Annotated in this window: 30 protein-coding genes; 13 read left to right on the top strand and 17 right to left on the bottom strand. The window is 71.9% G+C overall.

The window, feature by feature from the left end; genetic code table 11:
• Positions 1-64 precede the first annotated feature (64 nt).
• The 10 genes from ACIPPS_RS15295 to ACIPPS_RS15340 all read right to left on the bottom strand — a co-directional run bounded on the left by ACIPPS_RS15295 (position 65) and on the right by ACIPPS_RS15340 (position 8,323).
• Positions 65-1,642 carry an ABC transporter substrate-binding protein gene (locus ACIPPS_RS15295; protein ID WP_401431225.1) on the bottom strand — a complete coding sequence of 526 codons (1,578 nt, stop codon included), beginning with the start codon at positions 1,640-1,642 and terminating at the stop codon, positions 65-67.
• Between the two features lie 150 nt (positions 1,643-1,792).
• Positions 1,793-2,560: an SDR family oxidoreductase gene (locus ACIPPS_RS15300; protein WP_401431228.1), complete on the bottom strand. Its 768-nt coding sequence runs from the start codon at positions 2,558-2,560 to the stop codon at positions 1,793-1,795.
• Between the two features lie 26 nt (positions 2,561-2,586).
• Positions 2,587-3,348 carry a 3-oxoacyl-ACP reductase FabG gene (gene fabG, locus ACIPPS_RS15305; RefSeq protein ID WP_401431230.1) on the bottom strand — a complete coding sequence of 254 codons (762 nt, stop codon included), beginning with the start codon at positions 3,346-3,348 and terminating at the stop codon, positions 2,587-2,589.
• Between the two features lie 187 nt (positions 3,349-3,535).
• Positions 3,536-3,919, bottom strand: coding sequence for a DUF3037 domain-containing protein (locus tag ACIPPS_RS15310; RefSeq protein ID WP_401431233.1), 384 nt, complete (start codon positions 3,917-3,919; stop codon positions 3,536-3,538).
• Entirely contained in the window at positions 3,916-4,758 is an 843-nt protein-coding gene (locus ACIPPS_RS15315; RefSeq protein ID WP_401431236.1) for a HipA family kinase, read from the bottom strand. The genes ACIPPS_RS15310 and ACIPPS_RS15315 overlap by 4 nt, the downstream gene beginning before the upstream one ends.
• A 210-nt stretch (positions 4,759-4,968) precedes the next feature.
• The gene (locus ACIPPS_RS15320; protein WP_401431238.1) at positions 4,969-5,280 is read right to left on the bottom strand and encodes an SCO5918 family protein; all 312 of its coding nucleotides are present in this window, start codon (positions 5,278-5,280) and stop codon (positions 4,969-4,971) included.
• Between the two features lie 52 nt (positions 5,281-5,332).
• Positions 5,333-5,698, bottom strand: a complete 366-nt coding sequence (locus ACIPPS_RS15325; protein ID WP_401431448.1) for a hypothetical protein — start codon at positions 5,696-5,698, stop codon at positions 5,333-5,335.
• Between the two features lie 89 nt (positions 5,699-5,787).
• Positions 5,788-7,254 carry a DEAD/DEAH box helicase gene (locus tag ACIPPS_RS15330; RefSeq protein ID WP_401431241.1) on the bottom strand — a complete coding sequence of 489 codons (1,467 nt, stop codon included), beginning with the start codon at positions 7,252-7,254 and terminating at the stop codon, positions 5,788-5,790.
• Between the two features lie 204 nt (positions 7,255-7,458).
• On the bottom strand, positions 7,459-7,662 hold the full coding sequence (locus ACIPPS_RS15335) for a cold-shock protein (RefSeq protein WP_363175946.1): 204 nt from the start codon (positions 7,660-7,662) through the stop codon (positions 7,459-7,461).
• Between the two features lie 322 nt (positions 7,663-7,984).
• Positions 7,985-8,323, bottom strand: coding sequence for a MerR family transcriptional regulator (locus ACIPPS_RS15340; protein ID WP_401431244.1), 339 nt, complete (start codon positions 8,321-8,323; stop codon positions 7,985-7,987).
• A gap of 252 nt (positions 8,324-8,575) precedes the next feature.
• Here ACIPPS_RS15340 and ACIPPS_RS15345 point away from each other — a divergent pair, with 252 nt between their 5' ends.
• Positions 8,576-9,817, top strand: a complete 1,242-nt coding sequence (locus tag ACIPPS_RS15345) for a PP2C family protein-serine/threonine phosphatase (RefSeq protein ID WP_401431247.1) — start codon at positions 8,576-8,578, stop codon at positions 9,815-9,817.
• A 55-nt stretch (positions 9,818-9,872) separates the two neighbouring features.
• Here ACIPPS_RS15345 and ACIPPS_RS15350 read toward each other — a convergent pair whose 3' ends face one another.
• On the bottom strand, positions 9,873-10,133 hold the full coding sequence (locus ACIPPS_RS15350) for a DUF6479 family protein (RefSeq protein ID WP_401431250.1): 261 nt from the start codon (positions 10,131-10,133) through the stop codon (positions 9,873-9,875).
• A gap of 158 nt (positions 10,134-10,291) precedes the next feature.
• Here ACIPPS_RS15350 and ACIPPS_RS15355 point away from each other — a divergent pair, with 158 nt between their 5' ends.
• The 7 genes from ACIPPS_RS15355 to ACIPPS_RS15385 all read left to right on the top strand — a co-directional run bounded on the left by ACIPPS_RS15355 (position 10,292) and on the right by ACIPPS_RS15385 (position 16,444).
• Complete coding sequence (locus ACIPPS_RS15355; RefSeq protein WP_401431253.1) at positions 10,292-11,086, top strand: nucleotidyltransferase family protein; 795 nt, start codon at positions 10,292-10,294, stop codon at positions 11,084-11,086.
• The gene (locus ACIPPS_RS15360) at positions 11,073-11,339 is read left to right on the top strand and encodes a BON domain-containing protein (RefSeq protein ID WP_401431256.1); all 267 of its coding nucleotides are present in this window, start codon (positions 11,073-11,075) and stop codon (positions 11,337-11,339) included. Before ACIPPS_RS15355 ends, ACIPPS_RS15360 begins: the two co-directional genes overlap by 14 nt.
• A gap of 41 nt (positions 11,340-11,380) precedes the next feature.
• A complete protein-coding gene (locus ACIPPS_RS15365) occupies positions 11,381-12,121 on the top strand; it encodes a metallophosphoesterase (protein WP_401431451.1) in 741 nt (246 codons plus the stop codon).
• A gap of 115 nt (positions 12,122-12,236) precedes the next feature.
• Entirely contained in the window at positions 12,237-12,692 is a 456-nt protein-coding gene (locus ACIPPS_RS15370) for an iron chaperone (RefSeq protein ID WP_401431259.1), read from the top strand.
• A gap of 58 nt (positions 12,693-12,750) precedes the next feature.
• Positions 12,751-13,422: a formylglycine-generating enzyme family protein gene (locus ACIPPS_RS15375; RefSeq protein ID WP_401431262.1), complete on the top strand. Its 672-nt coding sequence runs from the start codon at positions 12,751-12,753 to the stop codon at positions 13,420-13,422.
• 165 nt (positions 13,423-13,587) lie between these two features.
• Positions 13,588-15,918: an alpha-N-acetylglucosaminidase gene (locus ACIPPS_RS15380; protein ID WP_401431265.1), complete on the top strand. Its 2,331-nt coding sequence runs from the start codon at positions 13,588-13,590 to the stop codon at positions 15,916-15,918.
• A gap of 91 nt (positions 15,919-16,009) precedes the next feature.
• Positions 16,010-16,444 (top strand): Rieske (2Fe-2S) protein, encoded by a 435-nt coding sequence (locus ACIPPS_RS15385; protein ID WP_401431268.1) that lies wholly within the window; start codon positions 16,010-16,012, stop codon positions 16,442-16,444.
• Here the strand turns inward: ACIPPS_RS15385 and ACIPPS_RS15390 are convergent.
• On the bottom strand, positions 16,431-17,090 hold the full coding sequence (locus ACIPPS_RS15390) for a cysteine hydrolase (RefSeq protein WP_401431271.1): 660 nt from the start codon (positions 17,088-17,090) through the stop codon (positions 16,431-16,433). The genes ACIPPS_RS15385 and ACIPPS_RS15390 overlap by 14 nt on opposite strands.
• A gap of 127 nt (positions 17,091-17,217) precedes the next feature.
• Here ACIPPS_RS15390 and ACIPPS_RS15395 point away from each other — a divergent pair, with 127 nt between their 5' ends.
• Positions 17,218-17,685 (top strand): pyridoxamine 5'-phosphate oxidase family protein, encoded by a 468-nt coding sequence (locus tag ACIPPS_RS15395; protein ID WP_401431274.1) that lies wholly within the window; start codon positions 17,218-17,220, stop codon positions 17,683-17,685.
• 102 nt (positions 17,686-17,787) lie between these two features.
• Here the strand turns inward: ACIPPS_RS15395 and ACIPPS_RS15400 are convergent, their stop codons facing one another.
• Positions 17,788-18,693: a LysR substrate-binding domain-containing protein gene (locus tag ACIPPS_RS15400; protein WP_401431277.1), complete on the bottom strand. Its 906-nt coding sequence runs from the start codon at positions 18,691-18,693 to the stop codon at positions 17,788-17,790.
• A gap of 73 nt (positions 18,694-18,766) precedes the next feature.
• Here ACIPPS_RS15400 and ACIPPS_RS15405 point away from each other — a divergent pair, with 73 nt between their 5' ends.
• A complete protein-coding gene (locus ACIPPS_RS15405) occupies positions 18,767-19,882 on the top strand; it encodes a DMT family transporter (protein ID WP_401431280.1) in 1,116 nt (371 codons plus the stop codon).
• Between the two features lie 103 nt (positions 19,883-19,985).
• Here ACIPPS_RS15405 and ACIPPS_RS15410 read toward each other — a convergent pair whose 3' ends face one another.
• Positions 19,986-21,317: an aminotransferase class I/II-fold pyridoxal phosphate-dependent enzyme gene (locus tag ACIPPS_RS15410; RefSeq protein ID WP_401431283.1), complete on the bottom strand. Its 1,332-nt coding sequence runs from the start codon at positions 21,315-21,317 to the stop codon at positions 19,986-19,988.
• A gap of 35 nt (positions 21,318-21,352) precedes the next feature.
• Here ACIPPS_RS15410 and ACIPPS_RS15415 point away from each other — a divergent pair, with 35 nt between their 5' ends.
• A complete protein-coding gene (locus ACIPPS_RS15415) occupies positions 21,353-22,018 on the top strand; it encodes a pyridoxamine 5'-phosphate oxidase family protein (RefSeq protein WP_401431286.1) in 666 nt (221 codons plus the stop codon).
• A 59-nt stretch (positions 22,019-22,077) separates the two neighbouring features.
• Here the strand turns inward: ACIPPS_RS15415 and ACIPPS_RS15420 are convergent, their stop codons facing one another.
• The 3 genes from ACIPPS_RS15420 to ACIPPS_RS15430 form a co-directional block, all read right to left on the bottom strand.
• Entirely contained in the window at positions 22,078-23,091 is a 1,014-nt protein-coding gene (locus ACIPPS_RS15420; protein ID WP_401431289.1) for a DMT family transporter, read from the bottom strand.
• A 163-nt stretch (positions 23,092-23,254) separates the two neighbouring features.
• Positions 23,255-24,244: an EamA family transporter gene (locus tag ACIPPS_RS15425; protein WP_401431292.1), complete on the bottom strand. Its 990-nt coding sequence runs from the start codon at positions 24,242-24,244 to the stop codon at positions 23,255-23,257.
• Between the two features lie 41 nt (positions 24,245-24,285).
• Entirely contained in the window at positions 24,286-24,825 is a 540-nt protein-coding gene (locus tag ACIPPS_RS15430; RefSeq protein WP_401431295.1) for a Clp protease N-terminal domain-containing protein, read from the bottom strand.
• A gap of 197 nt (positions 24,826-25,022) precedes the next feature.
• On the opposite strand from ACIPPS_RS15430, the gene ACIPPS_RS15435 reads away from it, so the two are divergent.
• On the top strand, positions 25,023-25,232 hold the full coding sequence (locus tag ACIPPS_RS15435; RefSeq protein ID WP_401431297.1) for a hypothetical protein: 210 nt from the start codon (positions 25,023-25,025) through the stop codon (positions 25,230-25,232).
• Positions 25,233-25,306: 74 nt separating this feature from the next.
• Positions 25,307-25,735, top strand: a complete 429-nt coding sequence (locus ACIPPS_RS15440; RefSeq protein ID WP_401431299.1) for an SRPBCC family protein — start codon at positions 25,307-25,309, stop codon at positions 25,733-25,735.
• Positions 25,736-25,758 lie beyond the last annotated feature (23 nt).

Below are 25,758 nucleotides of genomic sequence, written 5' to 3' on the forward strand. Positions count from 1 at the left end.
AGGCGATCTCTTCTACGCCTGAGAACCTACCGGGGGCCACTGACAACGGTGCTGGTCGGGCCGTCTACCAGCTGGCCCGGCGGCTGAGCTCCCACATCTGCATGACGGTCTGCGGGTCGAGCGCGCGCTCGGCGCCGCCGATGTCCTCGCTCGCCGCGATGTACAGCTTGCCCTGCCACAGCGGGAGCAGTCGGACGTCGTCGACCATGATCTCCTGCGCCTTGCGGAAGTCGGGAGCGACGGCGCCCCGGTCGCTCTCGCGCCGCGTCTTGGGGAGGATCTCGTCGGTGATCCGGGGGCTCACGTACGGCGTTCCCAGCGCGTTCTGCTTGCCGACGAAGGGGGCGATGAAGTTGTCCGCGTCCGGGAAGTCGGGGAACCAGCCTCGGCCGAAGACCGGGTACTCCCCCTTCTGGTAGCCGGCGGCGAAGTCCTTCCACGGCTTGCTGCGCAGGGTCACGTCGAAGAGGCCGGAGCCGTCCAGCTGGCGCTTGAGCTCGGCGAACTCCAGCGCGGTGCCGGAGCCGTACCGGTCGGTGGTGAACCAGAGGGTCAGCTCGACGGGCTCCTTGATGCCGGCGTCGCGCAGGATCTCCCGCGCCTTGGGGACGCTCGGCTCGCCGAAGCGGTCGAAGAACTCGGTGGTGTGGCCCACGATGCCCTTGGGGACCATCGAGTACAGCGGTTCGGCCGTCCCCTTGTACGCCTTGGCGACGAGCTCCTCGCGGTCGACGAGCTGGGCGATGGCCCGGCGGACGGGCTCCTTGGCGACCGAGGGGTCCTGGGCGTTGAAGACGAGGTAGCGGATGTCCGCGCCGGTCGACTCCACCAGCTGGAGGTTCTCGTTCGCGTCGCTGGGGCTCTGGAGGTCGACGACCTCCTCGGCGGTGAGACCGCGGTAGGTGGCGTCGATCTCCTTCTTCTTCAGCGCGGCGACCATCGGCTCGGACTCCTTGAAGTACCGGATGGTCACGCCGGCGTTCTTGCGGTCCGCGAACCCGTTGTAGAGGGGGTTCTTGGTCAGCTCGGCCGACTCGCCCTCGGTGTACTCGTCGAGGACGTAGGGACCGGAGCCGGTGAGCTGGCCGTCCTCGCGGAGCTTGTCGGCCGGGTACTCGGCAGGGTCCACCAGCGACATGGCGGGAGTGGCCAGGACGAAGGGGAAGGTCGCGTCGGGCTTGTTCAGCTTGAAGACGACCGTGCGGTCGTTGACCGTCTCGATCGTGTCGAGCGAACCGAGCATCCCGTTCGGGCCGCCCTCGGCGTTGATCTTCCGGATGCGCTCGATCGAGTGCTGCACGGCCTTGGCGTCCAGCGTGTGGCCGTTGGAGAACTTCAGCCCGTCGAGGAGGGTGCACTCGAAGACGCGGCTGGCGGTGTCGGTGAACTTGCAGTCGGCGGCGTCCGACTGCGGCGTCGTACTGCCCGTCGGGAAACTCACCAGCGTCTGGAAGACATTTCGGAACAGCTCCCAGGAATTGTCCCAAGCGGCTGCCGGATCGAGCGTGGTGGGAGAACTCGTCGTGCCGACCACGATTCTCTGTTCCCCGGCGGATTCATTGTCCGAAAACACCCCGCATCCGGACACCAGGGATATGGACGCAAGGGCTGCAGCGACCTGCAGACTGGTCCGGTTGAACACGTGCGCACGCTCCTCGTTCAGCCTTGGGTCGGCCGACCATACCGCAGCGCCCCGTCAGGTCAATGTTCGACCCTGACGGGGCACTTGAGGCATTCGACGATTAACCGGGTGCAAACCGGTCAGGAAATCCGGAAAGTGTCCGGATATCGGTCACCCGACACCGGCGTTGAGGAAAATCCCCCCGTCGACGACGAGAGTCTGGCCCGTGATCCAGTCCGACTGGTCGGACGTGAGGAACGCGGCGGCGCCGCCGATGTCCTCCGGGACGCCCAGCCGGCCGAGCGGATAGGCGGCCGCCGCCTCCGCCTCGCGGCCCTCGTAGAGGGCCTGGGCGAACTTGGTCTTGACCACCGCCGGGGCGATCGCGTTGACCCGGACGGACGGCGCGAATTCGTGCGCCAGCTGGAGGGTCAGATTGACCATCGCCGCCTTGCTCATCCCGTACGCGCCGATGAACGGCGAGGGGGCGATCCCGGCGACGGACGCGATGTTCACGATCGCGCCGCCGTGCTCCTTCTGCCAGGCGTGCCAGGTCTGTTGGGCGAATCCCAGCGCCGAGATCACATTCGTCTCGTAGACCTTGCGGGCGACATTCAGGTCCAGATCGGCCATCGGGCCGAACACCGGGTTGGTCCCGGCATTGTTCACCAGGAAGTCGACCCGGCCGAAAGCCTCCATCGTCGCCGCGACGGCGGCGGCCTGGTGGGCCTCGTCGTGGGCCTTGCCGGGCACGGCGATCACCCGGTCGGAGCCGAGCCGCTCGACGGCCTCCTTGAGGGCGTCCTCGCCGCGTCCCGTGATGCACACCCGGTCGCCGCGGGCGACCAGGGCCTCGGCGACGCCGTATCCGATGCCCCGGCTGGCGCCGGTGACGAGGGCGACCTTGCCGGACAGCTGGGGCAGTTCCTTCGTGCTCATGTACGACTCCTCTTCCCGCTGGGGCGTCAGTTGAGCGGTCCGCCGGCGACGTACAGGACCTGGCCGGAGACGAAGCCGGCGTCGTCGCCCGTGAAGAAGGCGATGGCGTTGGCGATGTCGTCGGGGTTGCCGACACGCTGCACCGGGATCATGGAGGCGGCCGCGGCCTGGAAGTCCTCGAAGCCCATGCCCATGCGCTCGGCGGTCTGCGCGGTCATCTCGGTGACGATGAAGCCCGGGGCGACGGCGTTGGCGGTGACGCCGAACTTGCCGAGCTCCTTGGCGAGGGTCTTGGTGAAGCCCTGCAGGCCGGCCTTGACCGCGGAGTAGTTCGCCTGGCCGCGGTTGCCGAGCGCGGAGGACGAGGAGAGCGAGACGATCCGGCCGAAGCCCGCGTCCACCATGTGCTTCTGACAGGCCTTGGCCATCAGGAACGCGCCCTTGAGGTGGACGTTCATGACCGTGTCCCAGTCGGCCTCGGACATCTTGAAGAGCAGGTTGTCGCGGAGCACGCCCGCGTTGTTGACGAGGATCGTCGGCGCGCCGAGCTCGGTGACCACGCGCGCGACGGCGGCCTCGACCTGGGCGCTGTCGGAGACGTCGCAGCCGACGGCGATGGCGGTGCCGCCGGCGGCGGTGATCTTCTCGACGGTGTCCTTGCAGGCCGCCTCGTCGAGGTCGAGTACGGCGACGGCGCGGCCCTCGGCGGCCAGCCGTACGGCGGTCGCTGCGCCAATGCCCCGCGCCGCGCCGGTGACGACGGCTACGCGCTGCTCGGTGGTCGACATGCTGGTTCTCCTCGCCCTTGGGTCATCCCTGGATGCGGCCCGCACGGTGCGTCCCTCACATGAGCGACCGCTTAGTACCCGCGCGACGAGACGCTAGAAGCCCTGGCACTCGGTGTCAACGGCCCACCGGGTGCACCGGCTCACTCCGCACCTCCGGCCGGGGGGCGGGGCAGGGCTCGAACGGGGCTCAGCGCACCAGAAGAGCGAGCAGTCGGTCGACCTCGCCCTCGGGGTCGGCCGTCAGACCGGTGTGCACAGGGCCGGGCTGGACGACGGTGGAGCGGGGCGCGATCAGCCAGCGGAAGCGGCGCCCGGCGTCGTCGCGGGAGGCCTGTCCGGCGTCCTCGCCGCCCAGGCAGACGCCCTCGACCGCGTGCAGCGCGGCCCGTACGCCGACGACGTCCGCGCCGGGGTCGAGCGCGCGGAGCTTGGTCTCGTCCAGGTGCGTACGGGCGGCGACGTAGGACTTGGCGCGGCAGTAGACCACCACACCGGCGTTGAAGCACTCACCGCGCTCGACGCGGGGCACGACGCGCAGCAGCGCGTACTCGAAGACATCGCGGTCGGTCACGTGGTGCGGTCCTTCTCGGTGGGGTGCGGCCGGGGTGCGAGGCGGTCGGCGAGCCAGCCGGGCGGCTGCTCGGCCCGGCGCTCGACGCGCGGGCCGAGGGTGATGCGCTCGTGGATGGTCGCGGCGCGCGGCAGCAGCGCCTCGACGTAGGCCTGGCGCAGGGCGTCGGTGCTGTCGAAGCCGGGCTCGTCCACGAGCCATTCGTCGGGCACGTCGGCGGCGACCTCCTCCAGGAGCTCCCGCGTGACGAGCGGCGCGAGGTCGGCCGCGGCGGCGGCGACGTCCGGCGAGAACGGCGCGAGGGCGTGGTCGGAGGCGTCGTACGGCTTCGCGGCGGAGGCCTGGGCGCCGCGCCAGTTGTGGTGCCAGATCATGGTGGCCCCGTGGTCGATCAGCCACAGGTCGCCGTGCCAGACGAGCATGTTCGGGTTGCGCCAGGAGCGGTCGACGTTGTTGATCACCGCGTCGAACCAGACGACCCTGCCCGCCTCCTTCGGGTCCACCTCGTACGCCAGCGGGTCGAACCCCAGGGACCCGGGCAGGTAGTCCATGCCGAGGTTGAGCCCCCCGCTGGCCTTCAGCAGCTCCTGCACCTCCTGGTCGGGCTCGGAGAGCCCGATGACGGGGTCGAGCTGGATGCCCACCAACTCGGGCACCCGCATCCCGAGCCGCCGGGCGAGCTGCCCGCAGACGACCTCGGCGACGAGCGTCTTCCGCCCCTGCCCGGCGCCGGTGAACTTCATGACGTACGTACCGAGATCGTCGGCCTCGACGATCCCGGGGAGCGAGCCGCCCTCACGCAAAGGCGTGACGTAGCGGGTCGCTACGACCTCTTCCAACACTTTCCCAGGCCACCCATCTCTTCAGCCTTGCGGGCCACGGTCGCCCCGAGGGGGAGTCACGCGCCGCCGGCCTCCGGCATGAAGAGTGCATAGTAACCGAGGGTGATCATCAGTGGGGGTTCCCCCAGGGGAACGCTCCACCCTCACGGAGGGCGCCGGCGGTGGAAGTCCGGTGGCCCGAGCCCCGGTCGGGGGCAGCCTGGCCGGTCAGACCGACGTCGGTGCGCCGAGCATGGCGGAGGCCCGCTGGAGCGGGTCGAGGCCGGACAGGGGCGCGTCGGGCCGGGGGAGGTCGCGGCAGGTGAACCCGAGTTGGGTCATGGCCCGCAGGACTTCGCCGACGCTGAAGTCACGGGGGTCCTGCCGGGTGATGACCTGGCCGACCTGCTTGGCGGGGTAGGTGCGTCGGCCGATGATCACGGACTCGCCGGTGATCGGCTCGGGCTTGACGCCCTTCATGGTTTCCAGGACGCCGGTCTTGGTCAGGTCGAACGGGAAACGGGCGATGACACAGCGCATGGTGCCTCACTGAGGGAAGAGGAGAGAACAGGTCGGGCCGGGGTACGGCCGTTCAGCAGGCAGGCGCGAGGGACCCGAGGGGGCTGTGGTGCGCGTCGACGACGTGCACGACAGCGAGCCGGCGGTGACGCGTCGCGTGGTCGGCCTGGCCCGTCGTGGTGCGGGCGGAGGCGAACGGCCCATGGCCGTCGAGGACGTCCCGCAGCCGGACGCGGTCCGAGTACGCGTCGCTGTCCCGGACCGCGACGAGCTGGGCCTGGGTGACCCGGTGGGTGCACACGCCGTCCGCGTCGCAGACGAGCAGCTGTCCCGTACGGGCACTGCTCATGACGGACAGGGCCACTTCGACGGTCATGTCGTCGCAGACCTGCGGTTCGGCCGTGTCCATACCCATGCCCATGCCCATGCCCATGCCCATGTCCACGTCCTGCGATGGGGCCTGCGTCGGGACCTGCGTCAAAGTCGTGCCTCCTGCGGAGATGGGTCGGTGTCCTGACGACGTGACGGTCAGGCCGCCGCGGCGGCGACGGACTGTCGACCCGCCGCGCGCCTGGCGGCCGACGCGGGGCGGCGGCGTCCGCGGGAGGCCGTGCCGCGCTTGCGCCGCTCGGTCGACGGCGCGCTGACGCTGATGGTGACGGGAACGCCGGAGGGGGTACGGGCGCCGGTGATCCGGTTGAGGGCTTCCTCGCCGGACCGGACCTGGGTCGTCCGGGGCACGATGCCGGCGGTGGCCATGAGCCGGGTCATGTCGCGGCGCTGGTTGGTGGTGATCAGCGTGACGACGGTTCCCGACTCGCCCGCGCGGGCGGTGCGGCCGCCGCGGTGGAGGTAGTCCTTGTGGTCGGTCGGCGGGTCGACGTTGACGACCAGGTCGAGGTCGTCGACGTGGATGCCGCGGGCCGCGACGTTCGTGGCCACCAGGACGGTGACGTGCCCGGTCTTGAAGTGGGCGAGGGTGCGCGTCCGTTGGGGCTGCGACTTCCCGCCGTGCAGGGCAGCGGCCCGTACCCCGCTGCTGAGCAGGTCCTGGGTGAGGCGGTCCACGGCGTGCTTGGTGTCCAGGAACATGATCACCCGGCCCTCACGCGCCGCGATCTCCGTCGTCACCCGGTGTTTGTCCGCTCCGTGCACGTGCAGGACGTGGTGCTCCATCGTCGTGACCGCGCCCTGGGAGGGGTCGACGGAGTGGACGACGGGGTCGGTGAGGTAGCGGCGGACGAGCAGGTCGACGTTGCGGTCCAGGGTCGCCGAGAACAGCATGCGCTGCCCCTCGGGACGTACCTGGTCCAGCAGGGCGGTGACCTGGGGCATGAACCCCATGTCGGCCATCTGGTCGGCCTCGTCGAGGACGGTGACGGCGACCTGGTTCAGCCGGCAGTCGCCGCGGTCGATGAGGTCCTTGAGACGGCCGGGAGTGGCGACGACGACTTCGGCGCCACCGCGCAGCGCGCCGGCCTGGCGCCCGATGGGCATGCCCCCGACGACGGTCGCCAGGCGGAGCTTGACGGCGCGGGCGTACGGGGCGAGGGCTTCGGTCACCTGCTGGGCCAGCTCGCGGGTGGGGACGAGGACCAGGCCGAGCGGCTGGCGGGGCTCGGCGCGCTGCCCCGCGGTGCCGGCCAGCAGCGCCAGGCCGAAGGCGAGGGTCTTGCCGGACCCGGTCCGGCCGCGCCCCAGCACGTCGCGGCCGGCGAGGGAGTTCGGCAGCGTCGCGCCCTGGATCGGGAACGGAACGGACACGCCCTGCGCGGTGAGCGCGGCGAGCAGTTCGGCGGGCATGTCGAGGTCCGCGAACGCCTCGACGGCAGGCAGTGCCGGAGTGATCGTCTTCGGCGGGGCGAACTCACCCTGGACCGCGGCGGGCCGTCGGCCGTAGCCACCCGAACGACTCGGACCTCCCGACCTGATGGGGGCGGACGCGCCGAAGCGGCGGGTGCGGGAGGAGCGGGCATTCGTACGGGTGGGGTTCATTCAGAACCTTTCTTGATACGGCGCGTATCAAGGAATTCCCGCGGCAAATGCGCAGCGCTGAGAATCACAAGAACGAGCCAGCTGAAATGCGAAAGCGAAAACCTGGTCGCAGGGACGCGCATCGGCGAATCCCCGCGGAAATGGATGTAGCTGGGGCCCGCACCCCTAGGGATGCGGGCCCCAGCTACAAAAAGCGCGTCAGCGTCAGGCGGGAACGATGTTCTCGGCCGTCGGGCCCTTCTGGCCCTGCGCGATGTCGAAGGTGACCTTCTGGCCTTCGAGCAGCTCACGGAAGCCCTGGGCGGCGATGTTCGAGAAGTGGGCGAACACGTCGGGGCCGCCACCGTCCTGCTCGATGAAACCGAAACCCTTGGCCGCGTTGAACCACTTCACGGTGCCAGATGCCATGTCGAATCTCCTTAGGGGGCAGTACGCCGACATCCGCACTGTGCGGGCGCCGGGTCGCCGCGATGATGCCCCGCCCGGAGAATGACGCCGGAAGAACAAAGCCCTCCCGATACGGCGATCAGAGCCGTCCGGAGGTGCTTGGAATATGGGAACCACAACTGCAACTGAGATCGACGATAGCACGCTGTGTCGATCCGTGTGCGCTCTCTTTTCGCCGCGGTAAATCTCTTCCCCCACCGGGGCTCAAAGCCTCATCTCGCGGTCATAGATTCCGGTCGATCGTGAGCGCGGATTTTCTCAGAAGGCCGACGCGGCTGTCGTCTCAGCTCTCGGGCGGTGGCTCCACCGACTCGGCGGCCTTCCGGTATGCGGCGTTGATGCGCTGGGCCTCTTCGAGCTGGTCCTCAAGGATGATGATGCGGCACGCGGCCTCGACGGGGGTGCCCTGGTCGACGAGCTCTCGGGCACGCGCGGCGATACGGAGCTGGTAGCGGGAGTACCTGCGGTGGCCGCCGGCCGAGCGCAACGGGGTGATCAGGCGGGCTTCGCCGAGGGCGCGGAGGAACCCCTGGCTGGTGCCGAGCACCTCGGCCGCCCGGCCCATCGTGAAGGCGGGGTAGTCGTCGTCATCGAGTCGGCCGAACGAGTCGTCTGCTGTCATCGCACCTCTCTACGGAACACGTGCAGGGCTTTGGTGGCGTACGGCACCAGGGCCCTCAGGAGTAACTACACCATCCGCCCGGGAACCCCGAGGCTCGCACGGGTGGGCGCGCGGACGGCTTAGGGTGGGTTTGACAGCATTTCCGTGCTTCTCGTTTTCGTCTGCCGGTCTGCCGGGCAGAGGGCGCCGCACCGAGACCCTCCACAGCTCCGCGAGGACCGGGCGGAGGCGGGCTCACCCAGGAGCCGCCCTATGCCCGTCCTGGATTCCGCCCCGATGCTGCGGGCCCTGTTGCGGGCCTCGCATCAGGCCACCCTCGAACAGCTGCCGCGCCTGCTGACCCTGCACGCCGGCCGCGCGGGGCTGCACAACGCCCGCCTCTTCGTCTCCGACCTGCAGGAAGAGGTTCTGCGGGAGCTCACGGGCGCGGGGCGGGACGCGGGCGGGGAAGGCAGCGAGCTGCCGATCGACTCCACGCTCGCCGGTCGCGTCTTTCGGACCGCGCAGTTCCTGTCCACGAGCACGAACGGGACGGTCGACGTCTGGCTGCCCGTGCTGAACGGGACCGAACGCCTGGGCGTTCTCCGTCTGACGCCGTCGATGCCCGTGACGGCGGTCGAGCAGGAGGCGATGGACGACCTGGCCACCCTTCTCGGGCTGATCCTGGTGACCAAGCGGCCCACCAGCGACTCGTACGCCCGCCTGACGCGCAGCAGGCGCATGGCCGTCAGCGCGGAGATGCAGTGGACGCTCATGCCCGCCCGTACCTTCGTCAACGACCGGGTCACCATCGCGGCGCAGATGGAGCCGGCGTACGAGACGGCAGGCGACGCCTACGACTACGCGCTCGCGGGGGACACCGTCCACCTGGCGGTCTTCGACGCCATGGGCCATGACACCGCGGCCGGTCTGACCGCCACCCTGGCGCTCGCCGTCTGCCGCAACCTCCGGCGGCAGGGCGCCGACTTCGCCGAGATGTGCGAGGCCGTCGAGACGCTGCTCCTGGCCCACTTCGACCACGACCGCTACGTGACCGGGATCCTCGCCACCCTCGACCTCACGACCGGCACACTGCGCTGGGTCAGCTGCGGCCATCCGCCGCCGCTCTTCATCCGCGCGAACCGGCGCATCCTCCACCCGGACCATCCCGCCCACCACCCCCTGGGCACGGATCTCGGTCTGCCGCTGACCGTCACCCGCGTCCAGCTCCAGCCCGGCGACAGGGTCCTGTTCTACACGGACGGCATCACCGAGCCGCGCGACGCCGACGGCCTGGAATTCGGGGTCGACCGGTTCACCGACTTCATCATCCGCCACCAGTCCGCGGGCCTGCCCGTACCCGAGACACTGCGCCGCCTCGTCCACGCCGTCCTCGACCACCACCAGGGCGCCCTCGCCGACGACGCGACGGTCCTGCTCTGCGAGTGGCACGGCAGCACCGACCACACCGACGAACTCGCCGACACCTCGACGCCGGACGTCTACCCGGTCTGACAGACGCGCGCCGAAGGGGTCGAGCTGATCGCCCCCGACAGGACGGAGCGGGCCGTCAGCGGCGGGAGTCGCCGAGGTTCTGGTCGTCGTCGGGTGTGGTCCAGGAGTCCCGGCCCGGCTGGGCGTTCGCCTGGGTGGGATCACCGACCGCGCGCCGCCGGCGCGCGACGCGGCGGCTGCCCCACCAGAACGCGCCGATGAGCAGGGCCACGACCACCACACCGATGACCAGAGCGAACAGCACTCCGTTGGATCCTGCCGACGCGAGAGCGGGCTCGGAGGGGACGGGCGATACCGCCGAAGTGATGGCGATCATGATTGCCTTTCTCTCGGACCGCTGTGATGTGCAGCGCGTCTGTCCCGTCTGGGCCGCCGCAAACGGAGCGGCGCCGGGTGGATGCGCGACCGCGCTGTGGGTAGACGCGCTCTCGCCACCGGGGCGGGCGGGCCGAACCGCCCGGAGAGGAGTTCTTGATGAATCTCGCGGAACCAGCAGACGGACTGACCAGGCAACTCACGGATGACCGGAGCCTGACGGCCGAGACCGCCGAGCCGACGCGGTCCGCCGAGCCCACGCGGTCCGGCGAGCCCACGCGGTCGCCCGAGCCCGCGCACTCCGGGCCGTCCGCGGCGCCCGTACCGTCCGCGGCGCCCGACACCGCCCATCAGAGCCTGCCCATCGACCACACCCAGGCGATCCTCGAGGCGACGAAGTCCGTAGGGGCCGTCCTCAAGACGTCCGGGTGCCCGTTCGCGCTGGTCGGCAGCGTGGCGACGTACGCCCACGGCCTGCCCGTACGGCTTCAGCACGACACCGACTTCGCCGTGCGCCGCGAGGACGCGGAGAAGATCACCCGCCTGCTGCGCGAATCGGGGGTACGGATCGTCGACCGGCCCGAGGACTGGCTGATCAAGGCCCACACCGGCGCGGCCGAGATCGACCTGATCTTCGCGCTGGCCGGGCGACCGGTCACCGACGAGCTCCTCGGCCGGGCCGAGACGCTGCCCGTCGACTCGGTGCACATGCCCGTCCTCGCCCCGACCGACCTCATGATCAGCCGGCTCGCGGCTCTCTCCGAGCACCACTGCGACTTCGGCCGCCTGCTGCCGGTGGCGCGCGGACTGCGGGAGCGCATCGACTGGGACGCCGTACGCCGGGAGACGGAGAGCGCGCCGATGGCGGCCGCCTTCCTGTACCTGCTCGAACTGCTCGACGTCGTGCCGCGGCGTCGCACGCCGGAGGAAGGGGTGAGCGATGACGACCGGTGACCAGGGCGCGTACCTGGGCGAGTATCGGATCGAGCGGGTACGGGACCGGCTCGCGCGCGAGGACGTGGCCGAACTCGGCATCCAGGTGGAGCTGCGGGGAGGGACCGTCCTGCTCTCGGGCACGGTGTCGACGGAGGCGCGGCGCGAGGAGATCCTTCGACTGGCGCAGTCCGAGCTCGCCGGTGTCCCCGTGCGGGCCGACCTCGTCGTCGTCGGCTCCCAACCGCCCACCCGACACGAGGAGTTGCCATGAGCGGCGCGACCGGCACGGAGGGCTCCGGGGCCCGGGCCGACGTGGTGCGCGTCGCGGCGGTCGGTGACATCCACTTCGGGCCGGACTGTCGCGGTCTGCTCCGCCCGGCCTTCGAGACGCTCCCGGAATGCGCCGACGTCCTGCTGCTGGCAGGTGATCTGACCCGGCACGGCACCCTCGCCGAGGCGGAGGTGGTGGCCGAGGAGGTGTCCGGCCTCGGCGTGCCCGTCGTGGCCGTCCTCGGGAACCACGACTACCACTCGGAACAGGAGGCGGGCGTCTCCCGCATCCTCGCCGAGGCCGACGTCTCGGTCCTGGAGGGGGATTCCGTGCAGCTGACCGTGGCCGGGCACAAGGTCGGGATCGCGGGGGTGAAGGGGTTCTGCGGAGGGTTCGCCGGGCGCAGCGCGGGCGAGTTCGGGGAGCCGGAGATGAAGACCTTCGTCCGTACGGCCCGGCAGGGGGCGTCCGGACTCGGCCGCGCCCTGGGGGAGCTCACCGCGGACGGGTGCGAGGTACGGATCGCCCTGACGCACTTCTCCCCCGTGCCCGACACGCTCGCGGGTGAGCCGCTGGAGATCTACCCGTTCCTCGGGAGCTACCTCCTGGCGGAGGCGATCGACGAACAGGGCGCCGACCTGGCCGTCCACGGCCACGCCCACCTCGGCACGGAGCACGGCATGACCTCCGGCGGCGTCCACGTCCGCAACGTGGCGCAACCGGTGATCGACCGCGCCTTCGCCCTCTATGACATCCCCCTGAACGGTCGACCCACTCCGTAGCGGAATCCGTGGTCACCACGGAGGCGGCCCGTGCCCCGGCCGGGGGAGGCTGTGACCACAGCGAACGGGTCCGGCGCGACACACCGGGCCCGCACCCACCACCACGGGAGTGACCATGGCCGGCACCACGAAGACGACGTCGTACGAGGGTTTCAGCGCCGAGGAGCGGGCGGCGATGAGGGATCACGCCCAGGAGCTGAAGAGTGCGGGGCGCCGTGCCTCGCAGGCCGAGAAGGCCGCGGAGGCCGAGCAGAGCGTCCTCGCGAAGATCGCCGAGATGCGGGACTCGGACCGGATCATGGCGGAGCGCCTCCACGCGGTGATCACGGCCAACGCCCCCGCCCTCGCGCCGAAGCTCTGGTACGGGATGCCGGCCTACGCGCTGGACGGCAAGGTCGTCTGCTTCTTCCAGAGCGCGGAGAAGTTCAAGGCGCGCTACGCGACGCTCGGCTTCAGCGACCTGGCGCGGCTCGACGAGGGGCCGATGTGGGCGGCGGGTTTCGCCCTGACGGAGGTGACCCCGGAGGTCGAGGCGCGGGTCGGCGCGCTGGTGAAGCAGGCCGTGAGCTGACCCCCGCCGGCCCCCGCCCGGGCGGGGCACCGGCGCGCCGCCGGTAGGGTCGACCCTTGTGGACACAGGCTTACGCAACGAGTTGGTCGCCGTCCCGCCCGGGCAGGTGACGCTGTCGGACCGGCGGACGCAGCGCAGTTGGCCCGTCGAGGTCGCGCCGTTCCGGCTGTCGGCGGTCCCGGTGACGCAGTCCTCGTACGCGGAGGTCACCGGCCTTCGGCCGAGCACCGCCCAGGGCGAGCGGCTGCCGGTCGAGGGCGTCTCCTGGTGGGACACCGTCCGCTTCTGCAACGCCCTGTCCCTCCGCGAGGGGCTGACGCCTGTGTACGACCTGGACGTCGAGGCCGAGGCGGTCGGGTGGGACGCCTCCGCCGACGGCTACCGGCTGCCGACGGAGGCCGAATGGGAGCACGCCTGCCGTGCCGGTACGGCCGGCCCACGGTACGGCCGGCTCGACGCGGTCGCCTGGTACCGGGGCAACACGGAGGGCCGGACCCGCCCCGTGGGCGGCAAGCTGCCCAACGCCTGGGGTCTCTACGACATGTTGGGCAACGTCTGGAACTGGTGCTGGGACCTCTACGACCCGGAGGTGTACGGCACCTACCGGGTCCTCCGCGGCGGTGGCTGGGCCGACGAGCACTGGAGCTGCCGCGCCTCGGTCAGGCGGCGCAGCCACCCGACGTACCGGATCGACGACGTCGGCTTCCGCGTCGCACGCTCCGGGCTCTGACGGCGTCACCGCACTCCGGTGACGTGTCCCCGCCATGACGTCGGCCCGTCCTTGCACCCGCACGGATGAGCGTCGCCAGGTCCTCGGCACCGCCTGCGCCGTCGGACCGGCAGGTCGTCGGAGAGTGGGCTGATCATGCCTCGACCACTCCGACCAGGGAGCCAGATGGGCAGTCACAGGGTCCTTCGATGTCGCCTGACGCTCGTCGCCGTGGCGCTGGCCGCGACGCACGCGCTGGCATGCCCGGCCACGGCCCTCCCGGCCGCACCCGCCACACCCGGAGCACCCGCCACAGCCCTCCACGCCACCGCACTCGGGCCCACCGCCGCCGCACCCGCCACACCCGCCACACCCGCCACAGGGTGGCGCGCCACCCGAGCCGCGACGTTCGACGCCGCCCCCGCGCGGGCCGGTCTGGAGCGGCTGCTGGCCTCCCGGGCCGCGCAGTTCACGCTCGTCCCGGTCGAGCGCCCCGCCACCGGCGACTACTTCGCCGTCTCCGGCGTGCGGGGGGCGATCGTCGTACGGGGCACGTCGCCGGCCACGCTGCTGACCGGCGTCGGCTGGTACCTGGAGCACGTCGCCGGTGTCGACGTCGGCTGGCCCGGGGACAGCCTCGGCCGTCTGCCGGCGACGCTCCCCGCCGTCGGCGGCACGATCACGCGCTCGGCGAGCGTGCCCCACCGCTACGCCCTCAACGACACCGACGAGGGCTACTCCGGCCCGTACCGGGACTTCGCCTCCTACCAGCGCGACATCGACCTGCTGGCGCTGCACGGGGTGAACGAGGTCTTCGTCCCGACCGGCGCCGAGTACACGTACTACGAGACGCTCCAGAGGTTCGGCTACGGCGAGGCCGAGTTGCGCGCGTGGATCCCCGGCCCGGCCCATCAGAGCTGGTGGCTGCTGCAGAACCTGTCCGGCTTCGCGGGCCCGGTCTCACGGCAGCTGGTCGACGCCCGCGCGGACCTGGGCCGCCGCATCGCGGACCGGTTGCGCGCGCTGGGCATGACCCCCGTCCTGCCGGGCTTCTTCGGCACGGTGCCGCCCGGTTTCGCCGACCGCAACCCGGGCGCGGTCACGGTGCCCCAGGGCAGGTGGGTGGGGTTCCCGCGCCCCGACTGGCTGGACCCGACGGGGCCGGTCTTCGGGCAGCTGGCGGCCACCTACTACCGCGTACAGCAGCAGAAGTTCGGCGACACCGACATGTTCAAGATGGACCTGCTGCACGAGGGCGGCAGCGCCGGCTCCGTCGACGTCCCGAGCGCGGCACGCGCCGTCCAGCAGGCCCTGGACGGCGCGCACCCCGGCGCCACCTGGGTCATGCTCGGCTGGCAGAACAACCCGTCGGAGTCCCTCCTCAGCGGGGTGGACCGCAGCCGGGTCCTCGTCGTCGACGGTCTCTCGGACCGGTACGACGACCTGGACCGGGAGGCGCAGTGGGGCGGTACGCCCTACGCCTTCGGCACGATCCCCAACTTCGGCGGCCACACCAGCCTGGGCGCCAACACCGGCGCGTGGGTGAGCCGCTTCCACGCGTGGCTGGCCGAGCCCGGCAGCGCGCTGCGCGGCATCGCGTACCTGCCGGAGGCCACCGGCGGGAACCCGGCGGCCTTCGACCTCTTCACCGAACTCGCCTGGCAGTCCGAGCCGGTCGACCAGGCCGCCTGGTTCGCCGCGTACGCCTCCCGCCGCTACGGCGGCGCCGACCCGCACGCGACCGCCGCGTGGGAGCAGTTGCGGCTCGGCCCGTACAGCATGCCCACGGGGGCGTGGAGCGAGCCGCAGGACGGCCTGTTCACCGCACGGCCGAGCCTGACGGCGGTGCGCTCCGCCCGGTGGAGCCCGCCGTCGATGCGGTACGACCCGGAGCGGGTGGAGCGCGCGCTCGCGGAGCTGCTCCAGGTGGACCCGAAGCTGCGGACCACGGACGCGTACCGCTACGACCTGGTCGATGTCGCCCGCCAGGCGCTCGCCAACCGCAGCCGGGTCCTCCTCCCCCGCATCAGGACGGCGTACGAGGCGAAGGACCTGGCGGTCTTCCGGGCGCTGGTGGGCGAGTGGAACCGCGATGGGGAGCTGCTCGGCCGGCTGGTCGGCTCCGATCGGCGGTTCCTGCTCGGGCCGTGGCTCTCCGCCGCGCGGTCCTGGGGTGCGGACGCCGCCGAGCGCGACCGGCTCGAGTACGACGCCCGCTCGATCCTGACGACCTGGGGCGACCGCGTGCCGAGCGAGGGCGGGCTGCGTGACTACGCCAACCGTGAGTGGTCCGGTCTGCTCCAGGACCTGTACGGGCCGCGCTGGCGGGCGTACTTCGCCGGTCTCGACCAGGCGCTGGTGAACGGTACGGCTCCGGCCGCCGTCGACTGGTTCGCGGTGGACGACACCTGGGCGCGTGGTCACGTGTCCTACCCGACGCGCCCGTCCGGCGACCCGGTGGCCCTGGCGGGCGAGGTCCTGGCGGCCCTGGGCGGGTCCGTCGCATCGAGAGGTTGAACGTTTCAGGGCTCCCGCTCGTACTCACTTCCACAAGGTGATCGCCTCGATCCACGATCGGCTGGTCGGATCGGAACGCAAGGGGAGTGCGATGAGTGGAGTGGCACGTCGGACGGTCGTCTCGGCGGCGGGTGGCGCGGGCCTGGTGGCGGCGCTCGCCGCCTGCGGCAGCGGCGGCGGCAGCGGCACGGACGGCAAGGGAGGCAGCGGCGGCGGGGCGGACGCCCCGGCGGAGGCAGGGGCGCCGCTCGCGAAGACGGCGGACATCCCGGTGGGCGGCGGCAAGGTCATCGACGGTCGGGGAGTGGTGATCACCCAGCCGAAGGCGGGCGAGTTCAAAGCGTTCTCCTCCACGTGCACCCATCAGGGCTGCGCCGTCAGCGGGGTGGCCGACGGGGTCATCACCTGCCCGTGCCACCAGAGCCTGTTCGACTTCTCGGACGGCAGCGTGAAGGGCGGCCCGGCCACCGCGCCGCTGCCGCCGACCCCGATCCAGGTGGACGGGGACTCGATCACGCTCGCGTGACGCGCCGCGGGCTCTTCCAGCAGCGCAGCACCTGCTCCGTGGTGGTGACGGTGGAGACGAGCGCGAGGGTGTGACGGATCATCGCGGGGGTGTAGTCGGCCGGCACCCCCGCGATGGCGTCCCCGGGCACGACCACGGTGTATCCGAGGTTGACCGCGTCGAAGACGGCGTTGGGGATCGCCACGTTGGCCGACACACCGGTCACGACGAGGGTGCGGCAGCCGAGGTTGCGCAGCAGCGGGTCGACGTCGGTCCCCGCGAGCGGCGAGAGACCGTGCAACCGCCGTACGACCAGGTCCTGGTCGGCGACCTCGATGGGTTCGGCGATCCGAACCGCCGTACTGCCGCTGTGCTGTTGCACCGGCAGCCGGGCGGCGGCGCGGAAGAGCCGGGCGTTGGAGTTGGCGCCGCGCCCGTCCGGCCGGCGCTCGGCGACGGCGTGCATCACCTGCACGTCGGCCTCGTGCGCGGCCGAGACGAGCCGGGCGACGTTGGCCAGCGCGCCCGACGAGCGGGCGGCGGTGGCCAGTTCGGGCAGTGCGCTGTTCCGGCCGACGACTCCCTGCTGGCATTCGACCGTGAGCAGCACCGTTCCGGCGGGGTCGAGCTGCTCCTGGAGCTGGGCCCACTCTTTCGCACTGGTCATGATCTCCCCTGTCCCCCTGCGCCGTCTCCGCGTACTCCGGGCCGGGGAGGCTAGCCACCCTTGCCCCAGGAGGGAAGAGGACCCATGATTTCTGACACTCAATCAGAACTACGGAAAGGGGCGGGCGATGACCGTCGCACAGCGCCGTGGGCGCCGGATCATGATGACCCCGGACGAGCTGGACGCCTTCCTCACCGAACAGCGGACCTGCCGGGTCGCGACCGTCTCCGCGGACGGTCGGCCCCATGTCGGGGCCCTCTGGTTCGTCTGGGACGGGACCTCGCTCTGGCTCTACTCGATCACCAGGAGCCGTCGCTGGGCGGAGCTGCGCGCCGACCCACGGATCGCGGTGGTCGTCGACGACGGCGTGGAGTACGGAGAGCTGCGCGGCGTCGAGCTGTCGGGCACGGCGGTCTTCGTCGGCGAGGCCCCGCGCACCGGCGAGCCGTGTCCCGAACTCGACGTGCCGGAACGCCTGTTCACCGCGAAGAACTTCGGCCTGGAGGAGATGCCGCACGACGGTCGGCACGCCTGGTTGAAGCTGACGCCGGACGCCGTCGTCTCCTGGGACTTCCGCAAACTGGCAGGCCTCTGAAACCAGCAGGACTCCGAAGGCTCGCGGGGCTCTGAAGACTGGCGGAGCTCTGAGAACCAGCAGGGCTCTGAACTGGCGGAGCCCTGAACGCCCGCTCCGGCCTCAGAGACTCAGCGGGCCCCCCACCCCCCGCAGCGCCTCGACCGCGGCCCGGATCGACGGCCGCCGGTCGGCGTCGCTGCGCCAGGTCGCGTAGATGTGCCGCTTCATCTTCTGCCGTACCGGCACGAACGCGATCCCCTCCGGCGTCGGGCCGCGACCGAGGCGAGGGGTGACACAGACCCCGAGTCCGGCGGCGATCAGCGCGAGCTGGGTGTGGTGCTCGCCGGCGAGGTGGGCGATGCGCGGCTCCATGCCCTGCGAGCGCAGCGTGAACATCAGCCAGTCGTGGCAGAACTCGCCCTCGGGCCACGAGACCCAGTCGTCGTCGCCGAAGTCGGTCAGGTCCACCTCCTCCCGCCCGGCCAGCGGGTGGTCGACGGGCATGGCGACGTCCGCCGCGTCGTCCAGGAGGTGCGCGCGCTCGAGACCTCCCGGCACCGGGGCTCGTTTGTTGCTCCAGTCCAGGACGATCGCGAGGTCGGCGTCGCCCCGCAGCACCTCCCGGATGCCCCGCTCGGGCTCCAGCTCGGTGGTCTTCACCCGGAGATCGGGATGGGCGGTGCGCAGCGCGGCGAGGGCGCCGGGCAGCAGCCCGCGCGCCGCGGTCGGAAAGGCCGCGATCCGCACCTCGCCGACCACCTGACCGCGCTGCGCCTCGATGTCGGCCTGGGCGAGCTCCACCTGCGAGAGGATGCGCGCCGCGTGCTCGGCGAGCAGCAGACCGGCGTCGGTGAGCCGGACGCCCCGTCCGTTCTTGGCGAGCAGCTGCTGGCCGATCTCCCGCTCCAGCTTGGACAGCTGCTGCGAGACGGCCGAGGTCGTGACGTGCAGGCCGTCGGCCGCACCGCTGACCGAACCGTGCCGTGCGACGGCGTCCAGGGTCCGCAAGCGCTCCAGATTCAACATGTAAGCAATACTAAGGGGAGAGCTTCATTTAATCTCGCTTGTTCTACGAGATGACTGAGGCCACTCTGAGGGCATGAGCTCCGCGACCTCTCCCCCCGCCCGCCGCCCGCGCCTCCTGGACTGGCGGGTCCGCTTCGGCGTACTGGCCCTGATCTGGGGCTTCAGCTTCGTCTTCATCAAGGTCGGCACGGAGGGGTTCGCGCCGTTCCAGGTGACCTTCGGCCGTCTGCTGTTCGGTACGGCGGTGCTGGCCGTCGCGATGGTGGCCAAGCGGGAGCGGCTGCCGCGCGGCCGCCGCACATGGCTCCATCTGACGGTGGCGGCGTTCCTGCTCAACGCGCTGCCGTTCTCGCTCTTCTCGTACGCCGAACTGACCATCCCCTCGACGCTCGCGGGGATCTGCAACGCGACGACGCCCCTGTGGGGCATGGTCCTCTCGCTGGTCGCGCTCTCGGAGGACCGCCCGACCCGGGTGCGCGCGGCGGGGCTCGGCATCGGCTTCATCGGCGTCCTGACGGTGCTCGGCGCCTGGCAGGGCTTCTCCGGACTCGACGTCACGGGCACGGCGATGGCCCTGCTCGCCTCCTTCAGCTACGCGGTCGGCTGGATCTACGTCCGCCGCACGCTGGCGGGCACCGGCGCCTCGAACCTCTCGCTCGCCGGGTCCCAGGTGGGGATCGCGACGCTGCAACTGGCGGTGGTGACGCCTCTGTTCACGTCGCTCCCGTCGTCGGTCGAGGTCGTTCCGCTGCTCGCCGTGATCGCCCTGGGCGCGCTCGGCACGGGGTACGCGATGCTGCTGCAGTACGGCGTCGTGTCCGAGGTCGGCCCGACGACGGCGTCGATGGTCACGTACTTCATCCCGGTGATCGCCACGGCGGCGGGCGTCGCCCTCCTGGACGAGCGGCTCACCTGGAACACCCCGGTCGGCGCGGCGATCGTCCTCGCGGGCGCGGCCCTGACCCAGCGCCGCGCCCCGGCGAGACACCCGAAGAACAGGGTGCACGTGGTGACACATGAGCCTGCGCCTGCACCGACAGCGACAGCGACAGCGACAGCGACAGCGACAGCGACAGCCGCAACGGCGCTCGCACCGGCGCCGACAACGGCACCCGCACCGGCCCCGGTGCCCACACCCGCGCCCACACCGACACCGACCGCAGACCGCCACCCGGCAGGCCACGCATAGCCGCCGTCCCTGGCCCCTGCCCCGCGGGACCCCGTCGGACCCCGGGGGCCAGGGGCCAGGGGTCAGGGGTCAGGGGTCAGGGTGTCAGTGGACGGGTCACCCCTCAGCCGTAGCTCCTGGCCGGCGCCGGCCCCGCCGCGAGGGCGATCGCGTCGGCCAGGGGCTCGATGTCCGCCGCTCGCAGCCCCGAGACGGTGAGCCGGACCGCCGGCCCGGTGTCCAGGCGGAAGCGGGCGCCGGGGGCCACCGCCCACCCCGCGCCGAGGAGCCGGGTCACCGCGCCGGTCTCGTCGGAGACCGGGACCCACACGTTCATCCCGCTCTTCCCGTACGCCTCGACTCCGCGCCGCGCCAGGGCCCGTACGAGCCCGTCGCGCCGCTCCGCGTACGCCCCCGCGACGACCGCCGGGTCCACCGCCCCCGTCGCCCACAGGTGTGCGACCGCGCGCTGGAGGAGTCTGCTGACCCAGCCCGGGCCGAGCTGCTGGCGCCCGAGGACCCGATCGACGGTCTCGTGGTCGCCGGTCAGACACGCCACCCGCAGATCCGGCCCGTACGCCTTGGCCACGGAGCGCACGAAGGCCCAGTGACGGGTCACTCCGGCCAGCGGGGAGAGCGGCAGGTCGACGATGCCGTGACCGTGGTCGTCCTCGACGAGCAGCACGTCCGGATGGTCCGCGAGCACACGACGCAGGGCGGCGGCCCGCTCCGCGCCGACGGCGGCGCCGGTCGGGTTCTGCGCGCGGTCGGTGACGATCACCGCACGCGCCCCGTCCCGCAGCGCCGCCGCGACGGCCGCGGGCAGCGGCCCCTCGTCGTCGACCGCGACGGGCACGGGCCGCAGTCCGAGGGCCGGTACGAGGTCGAGGAGGCTGACCCACCCCGGGTCCTCGACGGCGACCGCGTCCCCGGGCCTGAGGTGGACGGCGAGGACCCGCTCGATCGCGTCCAGCGCCCCCGAGGCGACGGCGACCGGGCCGTCGGGGACCCCGTCCGCGTCCAGCGCGGCCCGGGCGAGCCGGGCGAACTCCTCGTCCACCGGTGCCTCCCCGTACAGCCCGGGCAGCTGCGCCGCCCGCCGCGCGGCCTCGGCGAGCGCCGCACCGAGCGGCGGCAGCAGCTCCGGGTCGGGGTTGCCCCGACTGACGTCCCGTACGCCCTCCGGCGCCTCGACCCGGATCGAGCCGCGCGCCGTCGTCGCCGGTCGCGCCCGCACCCGGCTGCCGCGCCGGCCGTCGGTCTCGATGACCCCGCGCTCACGCAGGGTCCGGTACGCGGCGGCGACGGTGTTCGGGTTCACCCCGAGGGCGGCGGCCAACTCCCGCATGGGGCGCAGCAGTTGCCCCGGCTTCAGCGCGCCTGCGGCGACCCCGCGCTCGACGCTCGCGGCAATCTCCGATGCGCGGCGCCCTTCGATCCGATACTCTCCTAGCACAAACACGATTATGCACTAGTGCAATGGAGAGCGCAATGACGACGGACACCTACGAGCCGACCGAGCGGACCATCCCCACCCGTTCCCGTGACCGCGCCTCGTACGACCGCGCCCTGGTGCACTCGATACTCGACGAGGCGTACGTCTGCCACCTCGGCTTCGTCCGCGACGGCGCGCCGGTCGTGCTGCCGACGCTCTACGGCCGGATCGGCGACCGGCTCTACGTCCACGGCTCCACCGGCTCCCGGCCGCTGCGCATGGCCGGCTCGGGCGCCGAGGCCCCCGGGCTGCCGGTCTGTCTGACGGTGACCCACGTCGACGGCCTGGTCCTGGCCAAGTCGGCGTTCCACCACTCGATGAACTACCGCTCGGTCGTGGTCCACGGCACCGCCTACCAGGTCACCGACCCCGAGGAACGGCGCACCGCGCTCGACGCGCTGGTCGACCACGTCGTCCCCGGCCGCGCCGCCGACTCCCGCCCGGCCAACGCCAGGGAGCTGGCCGCGACGGCCGTCCTGCGCCTGGACCTCGACGAGGTGTCCGCCAAGCTCCGCACGGGCGGCCCGAACGACGACCCGGAGGACGCGACGCTCCCCCACTGGTCCGGAGTGGTCCCGGTCGGCAGGGCCTACGGCGCCCCGATCCCGGCGGACGACCTCGACCCGTCCATCGCCCTGCCGGCCTACCTCCCCACGGCCTGAGGCAGCACCACCGGGGGCCCGGCCGTTCCCCGCCCGGGCCCCCACACGCCACATCCGACCTACGCCGCGGCCACCGCGCCCCTACGGCGGACCGTCGCCGCCCGCGCCTCCGCGAGGGCGAGCCCGGTGACGGCCACGAGCAGCAGGAACGTGCCCGCCACGGTCGCGACGGTCAGCCTCTCCCCCAGCACGGTCACGGCGATGACGGCCGCGCCGACCGGCTCGAGGAGCATGATCACGGACACCGTCGCGGCCCGTACGACGGCCGCCCCGGCGAAGTACAACGCGTACGCGAGCGCCGTCGGCACCGCCGCCACGTACACCAGCAGCCAGAGCACCTCCACCGGCTGCCCGGTCTGCGGCAGCAGCCCCCCGGGGGACTCCACGAAGGCCGCCGGCAGCAGCCCGACGGCCCCGATCGCGAACGCCCATGTCGTCGTCGACAGCGCGTCCGAGCCGCCCCCGTCACGGCCGAGCCACCGAGTGAGCAGGGTGATCGCCGCGTATCCGGCCGCCGAGAGCACCGCGAGGCCCACCCCGGCCGGCCGGACCTCGGCGCCCTCGCCGCCGAGGACGAGCACGGCCAGTCCGGCGAGCGCGCCGCCCACAGCCGCCACACCGCCACGGCCCAGCCGCTCGCCCATGGTGAGGCGGGCGCCGAGCGAGATGAGAACGGGGCCCGCGCCGAGGGTGACGACGGTGCCGACAGCGAGCCCGGTGGCCTCGACAGCGGCGAAGTAGGCGCTCTGGAAGACGGTCAGGCCGATCCCCGTACCGAGGATCCGGATCAGCCGCCGCCGACGCGGCTCCGCGACCCCGACGGTGGAGGCCCGTCGAGACCGGGAGCGCAGGGCGAGCGCCCCGAGCAGCAGCGCGAGCCCACCGGCGCAGCGCCAGAAGGACAGCGCCAGCGGTCCCATGTCACTGACCCGGAAGATCAGCGAGGCCGCCGCGCCGGCGGTGCCCCAGGCGATTCCGGCGACGATCAGATAGAGCAGACTCCGCCCGACGGGTGACCCGACGGCAGGCACGGCCGCCGTGGGCGCGGAGGTGGAAAGGGAGGAATTCGACACGTACTTCTCCGTGTGAAGACGGGGTGATGGGGTCGCTCAACTCCGCACGCGGGCAGCGACGAACCGCTCGGGGACTGCCCGAGCCCGGTCTTCGTCAGGGAGAGTGGCCGCCCGCGCCTAGGCGGCAGGAGGCGGAAGCACGGTCGAATGCATGATCGTCACCCTACGGGGCGGTCCGTCCGGCGGACAACTCCGCGCTGTCCGGGGCGCTCGCCCCGGACCCGGCGACGGGCTCCACCGATGCCACCTTCGGCGTCGAGGACTGCGCGATGAACGCGCCGACGAGCACCACCACACCACCGATGATCTGCGGCGCCTGGAGGTGTTCGCCGAGCAGCACCCAGGCCAGGACCGTCGCGATCACGGCTTCCAGGCAGGCGACGACACCGGCCACCTGCGGCGAGAGCCGACGGACCGAGACGACGCCGGTGACGTACGCGAGGACGGTGGCGACGAGCACGATCCACCCGAGCAGCAGCCAGGCGGGCGCGCTCGTCCCGTCGAGGTCCGCCGTACCGCCCAACACCGACCACTCCATCCCCCACGGCCGGGCCACGACGGTCAGGACGAGGGTGCCGAAGAGCAGGCCGTACGCGATGACGCCAAGCGGGTCGACCGGGTCGGACTCGTCGCCGCCCTGGTCGGAGAGGACGAAGTAGCCGACCTGGCAGCAGGCGGCGCCGAGCGCGAGGAGGAGTCCGAGCAGGTCGAAGCTGAGCCCGGACCAGATCTGGACGACACAGGCGAGGCCGCCGACGGCCAGGACCACACCGAGCGCGGCGGCGCGGGTGACGGGCCGCCGCTGGACGAAGCGGACCCAGCCGAGGACGAGGGCCGGCGCGAGGTACTCGATGAGCAGCGCGACGCCGACCGGGATCCGGGAGATCGAGGCGAAGTAGAAGGCCTGGACCCCGGCGACGGCGAGAAGGCCGAAACCGGCGAGCAGGGCGGGCTTGCGCCGCAGGAGGTCGCGATGGCGCCAGGCCACGGGCAGCATGACCAGGGCGGCACCGGCGACCCGGAGCCACACCACATGGAGCGGGTCGAGTCCCGCTTCGATGAGCGGCTTGGCCGCCACACCTGAACCACCGAATGCGAAGGCCGAGGCCAGGGCGAGTCCCAGGCCGGCGCTTCTCCCCTGAGACGCGTGCATCCGGCCATCATGACAGGACGGCGTCAGGAGCGTCACCCCCGTCACACCTGTTGAGACAGCTCCCCGATCCGGTCGGCGAGCGCGAGCGGATCGACCCCGGCCCGACGCAGCACCTCGACGGCCCGACTGTCCGGATCGGCGGCGATGACGGCCAGCAGATCGAGGCCCCGCGCCCGCTGGTCTCCGCGCAGCGCGGCTCGCTCCCAGGCGCCGTCCATCGCGGCGGCGGCCGTCGGCGACCAGCCGGCGGCGGCCGCCGCGTCCCGTACGACATCCAGGGCACCGGAGTCCTCGACCGAGCCCCGCCAGCGCAGGCCGTACCCGATGGAGCGCTGGACGAGATAGCCGCGGACGCGCGCGAGCTGCGGCGCGCCGCCCTCGAAGGCGGCGCCGACCTCGGGGTCGGACTCGACGAGGGAGTGCAGCAGATGGGCGGTGTCGATGTGCCGGTCACCGTCGCGCAGGGCTCGGCGGCGCGCGCTCGCCACGACCGTCGCGAGTTCGGCGGTGAGTCGGCCGAGCTGGATCTCCGGGCGGCGGGAGGTGGGCTGCTGCGGTACGCGAGGGACAGGGCTATGCACCCTTCCACCTCATCAGCCTCCGGCGGCCGGAACATCCCCGCCGAGGAGCATGTGCGCATCCCACCGGAGTTGGGCACAGGCGAACGGTTCCTCCTCCTTACGGAGGAGATTGCACTTCCTCACCCCCGAGGGGCGCGCGCCGCCTTGCTTTGCGCCCCGAACGCAACCACGAGGCCCCTCCGTTTCGTCTCCTGGACATGTTCTGGATGGTCGCCCTGCTCGCACTCGACGGGCGGCAGTACCTCTACCGCGTGTACGCACCGCGTGAGGCACTGCCCGCCGATCTCTTCTGGGCCGCGTTCCACTGCCATGACGAAGGCGGCGGCCCGCGCGCCTCCGACTGGTTCGACGCGGCGCAGATCTGGTGGATCGGCGACGTCGAAGAACTGACGGTTCATCAGTATTGAATGTTCACGGCCACCCGGCTACGTTCCGCGACACCAGAGTGAGTCGGACGGAAACGCGTCGAAGGGGTGGTCGCATGGCCGAAGTCAGCGCGGAGGCACGGATCGAGGCGCCGACCGAGAAGGTCTGGGCGCGGCTGACGGACTTCTCCTCGTACGGCGAGTGGAACGCCACCCACACGAACTTCCCGAACGGCGGTCCGACCACCCTGGAGGCGGGGGCCACCTTCGCGGAGAACATGAAGCTGATGGGCTTCCCCGCCGAGGTGACCTGGACGGTGGAGGAGCTGGAGACGGCGCGCGTCCTGGCCATCCGGGGCAAGGGCCCCATGGGCGTGATCGTGGGGACGCGCTACTCACTGGCGCCGGACGGGGACGCCACGACGGTCCGGATCGACGGCGACTTCACGGGCGCCGCCGTCTCCCTGATGGCGGGCAGGCTGAAGGACTCGGCGACGGCGGCCCTGAACGAGTCACTGCGCAAGCTGACCGGCCTGGTGACCTGAGCGACCCCGAGCACGCACGAAGA

This window comes from Streptomyces sp. NPDC090127, assembly GCF_044746945.1.
Lineage (GTDB): Bacteria > Actinomycetota > Actinomycetes > Streptomycetales > Streptomycetaceae > Streptomyces.

Coding starts and splice junctions, on each gene's coding strand:
- ACIPPS_RS15340 (WP_401431244.1), bottom strand. CDS start 8,323: ATGACAGCAGACGACTCGTTCGGCCGACTCGATGACGACGACTACCCC.
- ACIPPS_RS15360 (WP_401431256.1), top strand. CDS start 11,073: ATGACGACCGGTGACCAGGGCGCGTACCTGGGCGAGTATCGGATCGAG.
- fabG (WP_401431230.1), bottom strand. CDS start 3,348: ATGTCGACCACCGAGCAGCGCGTAGCCGTCGTCACCGGCGCGGCGCGG.
- ACIPPS_RS15345 (WP_401431247.1), top strand. CDS start 8,576: ATGCCCGTCCTGGATTCCGCCCCGATGCTGCGGGCCCTGTTGCGGGCC.
- ACIPPS_RS15425 (WP_401431292.1), bottom strand. CDS start 24,244: ATGCACGCGTCTCAGGGGAGAAGCGCCGGCCTGGGACTCGCCCTGGCC.
- ACIPPS_RS15435 (WP_401431297.1), top strand. CDS start 25,023: ATGTTCTGGATGGTCGCCCTGCTCGCACTCGACGGGCGGCAGTACCTC.
- ACIPPS_RS15370 (WP_401431259.1), top strand. CDS start 12,237: ATGGCCGGCACCACGAAGACGACGTCGTACGAGGGTTTCAGCGCCGAG.
- ACIPPS_RS15330 (WP_401431241.1), bottom strand. CDS start 7,254: ATGAACCCCACCCGTACGAATGCCCGCTCCTCCCGCACCCGCCGCTTC.
- ACIPPS_RS15300 (WP_401431228.1), bottom strand. CDS start 2,560: ATGAGCACGAAGGAACTGCCCCAGCTGTCCGGCAAGGTCGCCCTCGTC.
- ACIPPS_RS15385 (WP_401431268.1), top strand. CDS start 16,010: ATGAGTGGAGTGGCACGTCGGACGGTCGTCTCGGCGGCGGGTGGCGCG.
- ACIPPS_RS15380 (WP_401431265.1), top strand. CDS start 13,588: ATGGGCAGTCACAGGGTCCTTCGATGTCGCCTGACGCTCGTCGCCGTG.
- ACIPPS_RS15405 (WP_401431280.1), top strand. CDS start 18,767: ATGAGCTCCGCGACCTCTCCCCCCGCCCGCCGCCCGCGCCTCCTGGAC.
- ACIPPS_RS15355 (WP_401431253.1), top strand. CDS start 10,292: ATGAATCTCGCGGAACCAGCAGACGGACTGACCAGGCAACTCACGGAT.
- ACIPPS_RS15350 (WP_401431250.1), bottom strand. CDS start 10,133: ATGATCGCCATCACTTCGGCGGTATCGCCCGTCCCCTCCGAGCCCGCT.
- ACIPPS_RS15400 (WP_401431277.1), bottom strand. CDS start 18,693: ATGTTGAATCTGGAGCGCTTGCGGACCCTGGACGCCGTCGCACGGCAC.
- ACIPPS_RS15415 (WP_401431286.1), top strand. CDS start 21,353: ATGACGACGGACACCTACGAGCCGACCGAGCGGACCATCCCCACCCGT.
- ACIPPS_RS15440 (WP_401431299.1), top strand. CDS start 25,307: ATGGCCGAAGTCAGCGCGGAGGCACGGATCGAGGCGCCGACCGAGAAG.
- ACIPPS_RS15325 (WP_401431448.1), bottom strand. CDS start 5,698: ATGGGCATGGGCATGGGCATGGGCATGGGTATGGACACGGCCGAACCG.
- ACIPPS_RS15335 (WP_363175946.1), bottom strand. CDS start 7,662: ATGGCATCTGGCACCGTGAAGTGGTTCAACGCGGCCAAGGGTTTCGGT.
- ACIPPS_RS15395 (WP_401431274.1), top strand. CDS start 17,218: ATGACCGTCGCACAGCGCCGTGGGCGCCGGATCATGATGACCCCGGAC.
- ACIPPS_RS15320 (WP_401431238.1), bottom strand. CDS start 5,280: ATGCGCTGTGTCATCGCCCGTTTCCCGTTCGACCTGACCAAGACCGGC.
- ACIPPS_RS15390 (WP_401431271.1), bottom strand. CDS start 17,090: ATGACCAGTGCGAAAGAGTGGGCCCAGCTCCAGGAGCAGCTCGACCCC.